Source organism: Dinoroseobacter sp. S124A (assembly GCF_049801015.1).
Lineage (GTDB): Bacteria > Pseudomonadota > Alphaproteobacteria > Rhodobacterales > Rhodobacteraceae > Dinoroseobacter.
Window position 1 is genome coordinate 245,502 of sequence record NZ_JBNAGD010000002.1, and the last position, 11,837, is coordinate 257,338.

General features: G+C 66.8%; 13 protein-coding genes. 10 read left to right on the forward strand and 3 right to left on the reverse strand.

Annotation, left to right across the window (positions count from 1 at the left end):
* Positions 1–15 precede the first annotated feature (15 nt).
* Positions 16–1,068, forward strand: coding sequence for an ABC transporter ATP-binding protein (locus ACP15I_RS06070; protein ID WP_424974361.1), 1,053 nt, complete (start codon positions 16–18; stop codon positions 1,066–1,068).
* Between the two features lie 147 nt (positions 1,069–1,215).
* Here the strand turns inward: ACP15I_RS06070 and ACP15I_RS06075 are convergent, their stop codons facing one another.
* Positions 1,216–1,485, reverse strand: a complete 270-nt coding sequence (locus tag ACP15I_RS06075; protein ID WP_424974362.1) for a hypothetical protein — start codon at positions 1,483–1,485, stop codon at positions 1,216–1,218.
* Between the two features lie 178 nt (positions 1,486–1,663).
* On the opposite strand from ACP15I_RS06075, the gene ACP15I_RS06080 reads away from it, so the two are divergent.
* Positions 1,664–1,939 (forward strand): metal-sensing transcriptional repressor, encoded by a 276-nt coding sequence (locus ACP15I_RS06080; RefSeq protein WP_424967825.1) that lies wholly within the window; start codon positions 1,664–1,666, stop codon positions 1,937–1,939.
* A 46-nt stretch (positions 1,940–1,985) separates the two neighbouring features.
* Complete coding sequence (locus ACP15I_RS06085; RefSeq protein WP_424974363.1) at positions 1,986–2,831, forward strand: nickel/cobalt efflux transporter; 846 nt, start codon at positions 1,986–1,988, stop codon at positions 2,829–2,831.
* 302 nt (positions 2,832–3,133) lie between these two features.
* On the opposite strand, the gene ACP15I_RS06090 is transcribed toward ACP15I_RS06085, so the two are convergent.
* Positions 3,134–3,838, reverse strand: a complete 705-nt coding sequence (locus ACP15I_RS06090) for a DUF1045 domain-containing protein (RefSeq protein WP_424974364.1) — start codon at positions 3,836–3,838, stop codon at positions 3,134–3,136.
* A gap of 122 nt (positions 3,839–3,960) precedes the next feature.
* Between ACP15I_RS06090 and ACP15I_RS06095 the strand changes: the two genes are divergently transcribed.
* The 4 genes from ACP15I_RS06095 (at position 3,961) to ACP15I_RS06110 (ending at position 7,776) form a co-directional block, all read left to right on the forward strand.
* Positions 3,961–4,779 carry a helix-turn-helix domain-containing protein gene (locus ACP15I_RS06095; protein ID WP_424974365.1) on the forward strand — a complete coding sequence of 273 codons (819 nt, stop codon included), beginning with the start codon at positions 3,961–3,963 and terminating at the stop codon, positions 4,777–4,779.
* Between the two features lie 30 nt (positions 4,780–4,809).
* Positions 4,810–5,832: an ArsJ-associated glyceraldehyde-3-phosphate dehydrogenase gene (locus tag ACP15I_RS06100; RefSeq protein WP_424974366.1), complete on the forward strand. Its 1,023-nt coding sequence runs from the start codon at positions 4,810–4,812 to the stop codon at positions 5,830–5,832.
* Positions 5,829–7,097 carry an organoarsenical effux MFS transporter ArsJ gene (arsJ, locus tag ACP15I_RS06105; RefSeq protein ID WP_424974367.1) on the forward strand — a complete coding sequence of 423 codons (1,269 nt, stop codon included), beginning with the start codon at positions 5,829–5,831 and terminating at the stop codon, positions 7,095–7,097. Before ACP15I_RS06100 ends, arsJ begins: the two co-directional genes overlap by 4 nt.
* A 64-nt stretch (positions 7,098–7,161) precedes the next feature.
* Positions 7,162–7,776, forward strand: a complete 615-nt coding sequence (locus tag ACP15I_RS06110) for an exopolysaccharide biosynthesis protein (RefSeq protein WP_424974368.1) — start codon at positions 7,162–7,164, stop codon at positions 7,774–7,776.
* 3 nt (positions 7,777–7,779) lie between these two features.
* Here the strand turns inward: ACP15I_RS06110 and ACP15I_RS06115 are convergent, their stop codons facing one another.
* Positions 7,780–8,172, reverse strand: coding sequence for a rhodanese-like domain-containing protein (locus ACP15I_RS06115; protein ID WP_424974369.1), 393 nt, complete (start codon positions 8,170–8,172; stop codon positions 7,780–7,782).
* Positions 8,173–8,328: 156 nt separating this feature from the next.
* On the opposite strand from ACP15I_RS06115, the gene ACP15I_RS06120 reads away from it, so the two are divergent.
* The 3 genes from ACP15I_RS06120 (at position 8,329) to cueR (ending at position 11,835) form a co-directional block, all read left to right on the forward strand.
* Positions 8,329–8,715, forward strand: a complete 387-nt coding sequence (locus ACP15I_RS06120; protein WP_424967834.1) for a methylglyoxal synthase — start codon at positions 8,329–8,331, stop codon at positions 8,713–8,715.
* A 197-nt stretch (positions 8,716–8,912) separates the two neighbouring features.
* Positions 8,913–11,423 carry a heavy metal translocating P-type ATPase gene (locus ACP15I_RS06125; protein ID WP_424974370.1) on the forward strand — a complete coding sequence of 837 codons (2,511 nt, stop codon included), beginning with the start codon at positions 8,913–8,915 and terminating at the stop codon, positions 11,421–11,423.
* Positions 11,424–11,427: 4 nt separating this feature from the next.
* Entirely contained in the window at positions 11,428–11,835 is a 408-nt protein-coding gene (gene cueR, locus ACP15I_RS06130) for a Cu(I)-responsive transcriptional regulator (protein ID WP_424974371.1), read from the forward strand.
* The last annotated feature ends 2 nt before the right edge of the window (positions 11,836–11,837 follow it).

The window sequence follows — 11,837 nt, forward strand, 5'->3', positions numbered from 1 at the left end:
GAGGAGGGGCCGGGCATGTCCGGGATCGTATTGGAACACGCTATCAAGCGCTATGGAGACACGCAGGTGATCCATGGTGTGGATCTGACCGTGGAGGATGGCGAGTTTTGCGTCTTTGTCGGCCCGTCCGGCTGTGGCAAGTCCACGCTGTTGCGGATGATCGCGGGTCTGGAGGAGACCAGCGACGGGACGATCTCGATCGGGCCCCGGGATGTGACCCGGTTGGACCCTGCCGAGCGGGGCGTGGCGATGGTGTTTCAGACCTATGCGCTCTATCCGCATATGACCGTTGAGGAAAACATGGGCTTCGGGCTCAAGATGAACGGCGTGCCCAAGGACGAGATCAGGCAGAAGGTCTCGGGGGCGTCCGAGATCCTCAAGCTCGATCAGTATCTCAAACGCAAGCCCAAGGCGCTCTCGGGCGGGCAGCGGCAGCGGGTGGCGATTGGACGGGCCATCGTGCGCGGGCCGGAGGTGTTTCTGTTCGACGAGCCACTGTCGAACCTCGATGCGGAGTTGCGGGTCGAGATGCGGGTGGAGATCGCCCGTCTGCACAAGGAGATCGGCGCGACCATGGTCTATGTGACCCATGATCAGGTCGAGGCGATGACGCTGGCCGACAAGATCGTGGTGTTGCGCGCGGGCAAGATCGAACAGGTGGGCGCGCCGCTGCATCTCTATCGCGACCCGGACAATGTCTTTGTCGCCGGGTTCATCGGGTCGCCCGCAATGAATTTCCTGAAGGGCGAAATCCTGGACGGCATGGTCCATGTGGACGGGGTCGCGCCGCTGGCGGTGCCAGCGGCCGAGGGGCGGTCCGGCAAGGTGATTGTCGGGGTGCGCCCGCAACACCTCAAGCTTGATCCGGCGGGGGACACTCATCTGGTCGACGTGACCGAGGCGCTCGGGGATGTGTCCTACCTGTATCTCAAGGCGGCAGATGGGGCGCGGCTGACCGTGGAGGCCGGGGAGGAGGACCCGCTGCCGGAGGGTAGTGGGGTCGGTCTGGTCCTGTCGCCGGATCGGGTCATGCTGTTTGACGCCGAAACCGAAGAGCGCCTGCGCTAGGAGGGGCGGGGGCCGGGGCGTCGCCCTGGACTTGGTCGCGGGGCAGAGCGTCTCCGCGACGCGGCAGGCCGCGCCACTCGGCGCTCTGCGGCGGAGCCCTCCCCGGCGGTGCCGGGTCGCACTGCGCCGGGCGCCACAGGAACCTCACTATGCTCCGGGGTGTTTCCGGTGGCTCGGCGGCCATGCAGCGGGGGCGGAGGCCGCGTCCCTGTCTCCGCCGCGGGTGACCGGGCAGGGCTGTTGCGCGAGGCGGGACTGGCGCAAGATCCAGTGACGCGCGGTGATCGCCGCGGCCAGAACCACCGCCCCTTGCAAGGCGGTAACCGCAAGGCTCAGGCAGGCGTCGCTTTCGGCGGTCCCGAGCCAGAACTGCAAGGGGCCGAACTGCCCTTGGCAGTCGAGATCTGTCAGATCCATCCTTTCCTCCCAATGGTACACGATCACCCGTCGCGCATTGCTCCATCCTGATCCGGGATCGCGCCGGAAGTGGGGCGCAGTTGCGGCGCGTTTGGCTGCGCGCCGGAGAAGGGGCGGTGGTCCGCAACGGGGAAAACGTCACGTGGACCTATCCCCCGGGGGAGGATAAGCTGCCCCGATGACCGAGCCGCACAGACATGCCAGCCATCCCGCCATCGCCAAGCGCCTCAAACGTGCCGAGGGGCATTTGAGATCTATCGGCGGCATGTTGGAAGATGGGCGACCCTGTGCCGAGATTGCCCAGCAGCTCCATGCGGTGCAGAAGGCGGTCGAGCAGGCGAAACGCGTTCTGATCCAGGATCACATGGACCATTGCCTGAGCGCCCCCGCGCCGGAGCCCGAGGCCCTGCAAGCCGCGCTGGACGAGATGCGCGCGTTGACGAAGTACCTGTGATGACTGACCAGACGGCCCGTCACACGCGGATCAAAGGGAGGGCTGCATGGATCTGAGCGGGATGATTGCGGCAGGTGGGGCCAACCCCTTGGTGCTCTTTGCACTGGCGCTTGCGCTGGGCGCGCTGCACGGGCTGGAGCCCGGGCATTCCAAGACCATGATGGCCGCCTATATCATCGCCGCCAAGGGCACGGTGGGGCAGGCGGTGCTTCTCGGGCTGTCGGCGGCGTTGTCCCATTCCTTGATCGTCTGGGTGCTGGCGGCGCTGGCCCTGATCTATGGCGATGCGCTGATCGGCGCGGCGTTGGAGCCCTATTTCATGATGCTGAGCGGGGCGATGGTGATCGCGATCGGTGTGTGGATGCTGGCGCAACAGGGGCACACAAGGCGGCATACGAACAGGTCGGTTGAGCCTGTTGCGGGTCCGGAAACGATGGCGCACGCGCATCACGGACACGGACACGGACACGGACACGGACACGGACACGGACACGGACATCACCCTATGGACGCCCATACCCGCGCCCATGCCAGCGAGATCGAGGCACGTCTGGCGCAGGGGCGGACCGGGACAGCGCAGACGATCCTGTTTGGGCTCTCCGGGGGCCTCATCCCTTGTCCCGCGGCGATCACGGTCTTTTTGCTCTGTCTCCATCTGGGACAGATCGGGCTTGGGGTGACCCTTGTGACGGCCTTCTCGCTGGGGCTTGCGGCGACGCTGGTGCTGGTCGGGGTTGTGGCGGCCATGGGTCTTTCGGCCATGCGGCAGCGAAGCGGGCGGTTGGACGCGGTTTTCGCCGCCGCGCCCTACCTGTCCGGGTTGTTAATCTGCCTCGTCGGGGGCGCGATTCTCTGGTCGGGCTACGCCCATCTTGGGCACGCCCACGGCTGATCCATTCTCAGAATGCCGTCAAAAGAGGCATTTGGCCCCAAGGGCGCATCTGCGAAACGCAGCCTGTAAAAGCCGTTGCAAAAACACTGATTTTGCGCGCGCCAAATTCAGCAAAAGTGGACGGGCCCTGAACTTGCAGTAATGTGAACCTACAGTGACGATCGGTTGTGTCGCTGTCACAAAGACCTCGTCTGGCAATGCCCGTTTCCGTCGGCCTCCTCCTCCCCTCGACGGCACGGGCATTGTTCCAGCGGGGCAGATTGCCCCCAAAAACACACCGCGCATCTGACCCTCTGGACTGCTTACCAGAGCAAGGGCATGCGGGGGCGTTCCGCCCGGATCGGAGCATCGCTGATCAGGGCGGTGCCCGACGCGCGCAGCGGGTAGCGCTGGATCAGGCGGAACCACCCGGTGGCGTCCTCGCCCACAAGGCTGAGGCTGCGCAGGTGGAAGGGCCGGGGCAGGTTGGGCTCGATGATCGGCCGCATGGCAGCCGCCAGGGCGATCAGTTCGGCCCGAGGGAGGGTATCGCTCAGTTGGAACTGAAACGGGGGCGGGGTGTCCTGGCGGGGTACCTCCGCATGGGCGGGGCCTGTGGCCGGGACCTGCAAATCCTGAAAGCTGCGCGTGACCGTGGTGCAGAACCGCTCCAGCGCCGGGCTCTCGTCCCGGGGCAGCAGGGCGATGGCGCCCGATTGCGGGTCGAGCCGCAATCCCGCGAGGGTCACTTCGGTACAATGCTCAGCAATGGCGCGTGCGCGGTGGTGGAGGTCGAGGGGCGAATGCCCGGCGGCGAGGCGAAAGGGGGCAACCAGCAGGGCCTGGCAGCCATAGCGACGCCGACGCGCTGCTATCTTCGACAGGGGCAAGGGGAGGCGATCAATCTTCAACAGCGGGACGTCCTGACCCCGCTCAAGATCCCAGCCGAGCCAATGCTTGCCCAACACCGCAAGATCCGTTTCCGGATCCGGTGCGTAGCTGAGCGCAAATCGGCTGTATCGATGCATCTCCGTCCCCCCAGCGGCGAGATGACCCGTCCAGTCTATGTCACTTTGGCGTGATTTGCAAAAAGCAGCTCTGGCGGGGAATTGGGGCTTGTCTAATTCCATAGTTCATATATTCATGAATTATGGAATTGATCGAAGCCTCCGATGCGCTCGACGCGCTCAGCCATCCCGGTCGTCTGGGGGTGTTTCGCCTGCTGGTGCGGCGTGGACCCGAAGGGGTGCGCCCGTCCGAAATGGCGGCGGCGCTCTCACTGAAGCCCAATACATTGTCGGTCTACCTTTCGGCGTTGCAGCAGGCCGGTCTAGTCCACTCGCGCCGCGAAGGACGCGCGGTGATCTACGCGGCCGAGATGGGGCGGATGGGAGATCTGCTGAGCTATCTGGTCGCTGATTGCTGCCGAGGGCGCCCGGATCTTTGCCTGCCTGATCCGGGTCCCGCAGCGGAGCCACGGGTTCGGAACGTGCTGTTCCTGTGCACCGGGAACTCGGCCCGCTCGATCTTTGCCGAGCAGTTGCTGACAGATCTGGGCGAGGGGCGGTTTGCCGCGCGGTCCGCCGGGCGCATGCCGACCGGTCGTGTGAACCCGCACACGCTCGAGGTGCTGGCGGAGCATGGGCATGGCGTCGAAGGGCTGCGATCCAAACCGGTCTCCGCGATCCAGACGCCGGATGCGGCGGATATGGATTTCGTGTTCACGGTCTGCGACGCTGCCGCCAATGAAGAGTGCGCGCCCTGGCCCGGTCTGCCCCTGAGCGCCCATTGGGGCATGCCGGATCCAGCGCAGGTGCAGGGGGACGAAGCGGAGACATCCCGCGCCTTTGCCGAGACCTATCGTCAGATGCGCGACCGCATCGAACGCTTTGTTGCACTCCCGTTTCAATCCCTCGACAGACTGGCGCTTCAGGCCCGGCTGGACGAGATCGGGCGCCCCGCGCCCTGACCCCTGCCACCCTTACGGAAAGACGACGAGATGACATCTACGCGCCCGAAAATCGCGCTGAACGGCCTGGGCCGGATTGGAAAACTGGTCCTGCGAGCCTTTTTCGACGAGGGGCTCGAGGCGGATCTGGTTCTGCTGAACGATCCGGTGGGCACGCCTGAGCAGCATGCGCTGCTTCTGGAATTCGACACGGTCCATGGGCGCTGGGATGCAGAGATCGCGCATGGTCCCGACAGCCTGTCGATCAACGGGCAGGCGATCCGCTTCACGCAGGAAAGTGACCTCGACAAGCTGCCCCTCGCGGCGCTGGGGGTCGACCTCGTGGTCGATTGCACCGGGGTCTTCAAGACCGGGGCCAAGACCTCGCCCTATTTCGACGCCGGCATCCGCAAGGTCGTCGTCTCGGCCCCGGTCAAGGACGGCGGTGCGGTGAACCTCGTCTATGGAGTCAACCAACAGATTTATGAGCCGGACCAGCACAGGCTGATCACGGCGGCCAGCTGCACCACCAATTGCCTCGCGCCGGTGGTCAAGGTCCTGCATGAGGGGCTGGGGATCAAGCATGGCTCCATGACCACAATCCACGACGTGACCAACACCCAGACCATCGTGGACCGGCCCGCCAAGGACATGCGCCGGGCCCGCTCGGCCCTGAACTCGCTGATCCCGACAACTACCGGCTCGGCCACGGCGATCACCCTGATCTACCCCGAGCTCAAGGGCCGTCTGAACGGCCATGCGGTGCGGGTGCCGCTGCTCAACGCCTCCCTGACCGATTGCGTCTTCGAGGTGGAGCGCGAGACCAGCGTTGAGGAGGTCAACACCCTTTTTCAGACCGCTGCCGAAGGGGAGCTCAAGGGCATTCTCGGCTACGAGACGCGCCCTCTGGTGTCCTGCGACTATACCAATGACCCGCGCTCGGGCATCATCGATGCACAGAGCACCATGGTCGTCAACGGGACGCAGGTGAAGGTCTATGCCTGGTACGACAATGAATGGGGCTATGCGTGGCGGCTGGCGGATGTGACCCGCATGGTGCTGGCCAGCCTATGAGCGCCGCTGCCCCCTCTGGTCTGCGGGCCTATCTGGCGGTGACGGCGGCCTATTGGGCCTTCATGCTGACCGATGGCGCCCTGCGGATGCTGGTGCTGCTGCATTTCCACACGCTGGGCTTCACGGCGCTGCAGCTTGCCTATCTCTTCTTGCTCTACGAGCTCATGGGGGTGATCACCAATCTCAGCGCGGGCTGGATCGCGGCGCGGTTCGGCCTGACTTCGACGCTTTATGCCGGGCTCGGCATCCAGATCGCGGCGCTGGTCGCTCTGGCACAGCTCGACCCGGGCTGGAGCGTCGCGGCCTCGGTGGCCTTCGTGATGGCGGTGCAGGGGGCCTCCGGCGTGGCCAAGGACCTGTCGAAGATGAGCGCGAAATCCGCCGTGAAGGTGCTGGCCCCCTCGGGGCAGGGTGCGCTGTTCCGCTGGGTCGCGGCGCTCACCGGGTCCAAGAACGCGGTGAAGGGGCTCGGGTTTCTGCTGGGGGCTGCACTTCTGGCGACCGCCGGGTTTGTCCCGGCAGTCTGGGCCATGGCGGGGGCGCTGACGCTGGTGCTGGCGGCCGTGGTGATCTTCATGCCGCCCGGCCTGCCGCAGGGGGCGAAGGGCGCGAAGTTCAAGGATGTCTTCTCCAAGGATCCGCGGGTCAACTGGCTCAGCGCGGCACGGCTGTTCCTCTTTGGCGCGCGGGATGTGTGGTTCGTTGTCGGTATTCCGATCTATTTCTACAGCGTGCTGTCTGATGGCAGTGTCGAGGGCAACCGCGCGGCGTTCTTCCAGATCGGCACCTTCATGGCGCTCTGGATCATCGGCTATGGGGCGGTGCAGGGTTTTGCGCCGGCGCTGCTGCGGGCGCGGGACAAGACCGATGCCCAGATCACCGGGCTTGCACGGCTCTGGGTCGGGTTGCTGGCGCTGATCCCGGCGATGCTGGCACTGCTGGTGGCGCTGGCCGGCGCACCTGCTCCCTGGCTCACCGGCGCGCTGGTGGCGGGGCTGATGCTCTTCGGCGTGGTCTTTGCCCTGAACTCGGCGCTGCATTCCTACCTGATCCTGGCCTTCACCAAGGCCGAGCGGGTTACAATGGATGTGGGCTTCTACTACATGTCCAACGCGGCGGGGCGGCTGCTGGGCACGCTGCTCTCGGGGCTCAGCTATCAGCTGGGGAGCTTGCCGCTCTGCCTTGGGACGGCGGCGGCCATGGCGGGGGCAAGCTGGCTGGCTGCTTCGCGCCTGCAGCGGATTTCCCCCGCGCGTCTTGCATAAACCCGCCGAAGGGCCATCTGTTGAAAAGGACCGCAGGGGGCGGTGTTACAGGGTTTGAGCCGGAATGACCGATGCCAGCGTGGCGCCACAGGACGTCGAGGAGGATGACGATTGGTCCATGACCCGCGTCCTCGATTGCGCGCTGGATGTGGCCGAGCGGGACGATGTCTCCATCGGTGATTTGATCACGGCCTTCGGGCAGGCGAGTTTCCTGCCGCTCCTGTTGTTGCCGGCGATCACGCTGGTCTCGCCGCTCAGTGGAATTCCCCTGTTTTCAAGCCTTAACGCGCTGATCATCATCCTTGTCGCCGGGCAAATGCTGGCTGGACGCCATTGCCTGTGGCTGCCCTCCTGGATCAAGCGGCGCGCGATTGCCGGGCAGCGGCTGCGCGCGGGGCTGGAGCGGGTCCTGCCAGTCGGGCGCTGGTTTGACCGGCATGCCCATCGCCGGATCGGGCTGCTCTTTCGCCGCCCGATCTGGTTCGCCTTGCCCCTGAGCTGCATCGCGCTGGCCGCGCTCATCCCGTTTTTCGAGCTTGTGCCGTTCTCCGCCTCGCTGCTTGGTGCTGCGATAGCACTGATCACGCTGGGCATGCTGACCCGCGACGGGCTCTGGGTGCTGGCCGGGGCCGTCCCGTTTCTGGGCGCACTCCTCGTGGTGGCGAAGGTCTTTACCTGACCGCTAGTCGTCCCGCGCGATCGGGCCGTCCTTGGCTTTCCAGTCCTTGAAGCCATCCCGCAGATGCGCGGCGGCAAAGCCCATATCCTGCAAGGTGGCCGCAGTCAGGGCCGAGCGCCAGCCCGATGCGCAGTGGAAGACATAGCGTTTGTCCTGGGCAAAGACCGGCTTGTGATAGGGGCTGTCCGGGTCGACCCAGAACTCGATCATACCGCGCGGGGCATGGACACTGCCTGGGATGTAGCCGTCGCGCTGCCGCTCGCGAATGTCGCGGATATCGACGATCACCACCTCGGGATCCTCGATTATGGCGATCAGTTCTTCGGTGCCGATCTCTTCGATCCGGGCGCGGGCGTCGGCGACCATCTGGGCGGCGGTTTTGGTGAGCGGGGGCATGGGCTTCTCCGGCGTTTGGAACGTCCCCTCAGGCTGACATGGCCCTCGCGACAGGGCAATCGGGCAGGGGCGGCTGTCCCTGCGACGCATTCTCCGCGACGGGCCGGTCCCCATGGCCTATAGAGAGGGTCAGACGCAAAAGGGGAGCTGAGCCCAATGACATATTCCATCGCTCTGGTCGCCCATGACCAACGCAAGGACGCCATGGTGGCCTGGGCCAAGGATCACCGCGCGCTGCTGGAGCCCCATGCGCTCTTTGCGACGGGCACGACCGGCGGGCGGCTGCGCGAGGAAGCGGGGCTCGACATCACCGCGCTCAAGAGCGGGCCGTTGGGCGGGGACGCGCAGATCGGCGCGATGATCGCCGAAGGCAAGCTCGATGCGCTGGTCTTCTTCATCGACCCGCTCTCGGCGCTGCCCCATGACGTGGATGTCAAATCCCTGCTGCGGCTGGCGATCCTCTATGACACGCTGATGGCGACGAACGCGGCGACGGCCTCGGCCATTTTCCGAACACCCGGAACACCGCAGCCGGGGCAGTAGGCGGAGCCGGGTGAGGGCTCGCAGCGCGTGGCCCGTCTGGCCCGGATCCAGCCGGGGATCCCCGCGCCCGGGGACGTAGGTTTGGTTCCGCGCAGCGCGCTGGCCCTGCGGCTGGCAGGCGCGGCAAATTCTCCGCCCCCTTGAGCTTCCAGTGGCTGGAAGCCTTAAATAGGCAGGACACTAGACCGAGTCCTGCCATGTCCCAAGCCGATGCTCATCAATACGCCCTGTCCCTGACGGGGCTGAACTGCGCCTCCTGCGCCGGGCGGGCGGGGCGTGTGCTCGCCGCGCTTCCGGCGGTGGCCGACAGCGCGGTGAACCTCGCCACCGAGGAGGCCCGGGTGACGCTGCGCGATCCGGGGTCCTTGGGGGCCGTATCCGCGGCATTGGCGGAGGCAGGCTACGCCCCGCGCATGGCCAGCACGACCCTGTCGGTCTCTAGCATGTCCTGCGCGTCCTGCTCCGGACGGGTGGAGCGCGTGCTGACGGCGATCCCCGGGGTTGAGACGGCGTCGGTCAATCTGGCCGCTGAGGCGGCAACGATCACCTATCTCGACGGGGCGACCAGCCCGGCGCAACTGATGGCGGCCGTGTCCGAGGCGGGCTTTCCGGCAACCCTTGCCGATGGGGCCAGCCCCCCGGCCCGGGCCGAGCGTCAGGCACAGGAGGCGCAGGATATGGCCCGGCGGGCAGCCCTCGCCGCGGCACTGGCCCTGCCGGTCTTCGTGCTCGAGATGGGCAGCCATCTGATCCCAGCCTTTCACCATCTCATTGCCGGGACCATCGGGATGCAGACCTCCTGGCTGTTGCAGGCGCTGCTCACCACGATTTTGCTGCTCGGACCGGGGCGGCTGTTCTTTGTGCGTGGCTGGCAATCCCTGCGCCATGGCGCGCCGGATATGAATGCCCTCGTGGCCTTGGGGACCGGGGCCGCCTGGAGCTTTTCCATGGTTGCAACCTTCGCGCCCGGGCTGCTGCCCGAGGCCACCCGCGCGGTCTATTTCGAGGCCGCCGCGGTGATCGTGGTGCTGATCCTGCTGGGGCGCTGGCTGGAGGCGCGGGCCAAGGGGCGCACGGGGGCTGCGATCCAGAGCCTGCTCGGCCTGCAGGTGCCAGTGGCACGGCTCTTGCGCGACGGGGTGCCGGTGGATGTGCCGGTCGAGGCGCTGGGGCGGGGCGATACCGTTCGCATTCGCCCGGGCGAGCGGATCCCGGTGGACGGGACCGTTGCCGAGGGCAGTGGCTTCGTGGATGAGAGCATGATCACCGGCGAGCCCTTGCCCGTGGCCAAGGCGCTTGGCGATCCGGTGACGGGCGGTACGGTGAACGGCGCGGGCGGGCTCTCGGTGACGGTCAGCCGGACCGGGGCGGATACCACGCTGGCCCAGATCATTCGCATGGTCGAAGACGCACAGGGGGCCAAGCTGCCGATCCAGGGGCTCGTCGATTTGGTCACGCGCTGGTTCGTGCCCGCGGTGCTGGGCATCGCGCTTGTGACCGTGGCGATCTGGCTGACCTTTGGCCCGGGGCCGGGTTTTGCACTGGTGGCTGGGGTGTCGGTGCTGATCATTGCCTGCCCCTGCGCCATGGGGCTCGCCACGCCGACCTCGATCATGGTCGGGACCGGACGGGCGGCCGAGATGGGCGTGCTCTTTCGCAAGGGCGACGCGCTCCAAAGCCTGAGCCAGGTGGGGATCATCGCGCTCGACAAGACCGGGACGGTCACCGCCGGGCGGCCCGAGCTGACGGATGTGGTGACCCGGCCGGGCGTCGCGCGGGCGGAGCTCTTGCGCGCGGTGGCGAGTGTCGAGGCGGCCTCGGAACACCCGATTGCCGAGGCGATCCTGCGCGCGGCCCGGGCCGAGGGCATCGCGCTCGCGCCGGTCACCGGGTTCGAAAGCGACACGGGCACGGGCGTGCGCGGACATGTGGAGGGGGCCGAGATCCAGATCGGCACGGCGCGGATGATGGCGGAGGCGGGTCTGTCCACCGAGAGCCTGCAGGCTGAGGCGACCCGGCTCGGTGCCGCGGGCCGCACGGTGGTTCATGTGGCCCGGAATGGCGTGCTGGTGGCCGTGCTGGCCGTGGCCGATCCGATCAAGCCCGGCAGCCGCGCCGCGATTGCCGCGTTGAAAGCGCAAGGGCTGCAGGTGGCGATGATCACCGGTGACAGCGGCGCCGCCGCCGAGGCCATTGCCCGCGAGACGGGCATCGACGAGGTCATCGCCGAGGTCCGGCCCGACGGCAAGGTCGCCGCGCTCGATGCCCTGCGCGCAGCGCGGCCCGGGGCGACGCTCGGCTTTGTCGGGGACGGGATCAACGATGCGCCCGCGCTGGCCCATGCGGATGTGGGCATCGCGATCGGCACCGGCACCGATATCGCCATTGAGAGCGCGGATGTCGTGCTGATGTCCGGAGATCTGCGCGGCGTGGTCAATGCCCGGCATCTCTCGCAGCAGACCCTGCGCAATATTCGCCAGAATCTCGGCTGGGCCTTTGGGTACAACGCGGCGCTGATCCCCGTGGCGGCGGGCGTGCTCTATCCGGCCTTCGGGATCCTGCTCTCGCCGATCTTTGCCGCCGGGGCGATGGCGCTGTCCTCGGTCTCGGTGCTGAGCAATGCCCTGCGGCTCCGGCGTCTCGCGCCGGTCAATGCCGGGGCGGATCACGCATCCAGCCCGGCCTCTGCGCCGCAGCCTGCGGAGTGAGCCGATGAATATCGGAGATGTCGCCGAACGCGCGGGCCTGCCCCCCAAGACCATCCGCTATTACGAAGAGATCGGCCTGATCCGTCCGGTGCGCAGTGCCAATGGCTACCGCGTGTTTCGCGACAGCGACCTGCACAAGCTGGCCTTTCTGGGCCGGGCGCGCACCCTTGGGTTCTCGATCGAGGATTGCCGGACCCTGCTCGCGCTCTACGAGGACGACCACCGCGCCAGCGCGCAGGTCAAGGCCGTCGCCGAAGAGCATCTGGCCCGGATCGACGACAAGATCGCACAGCTGCGCGCCATGCAAGAGACGCTACAGACGCTCGTCTCGGCCTGCCACGGGGATGACCGTCCCGATTGCCCGATCCTGCACGATCTGGCGGGACCCCGCGACAGGACCGACAGGGCCTGACC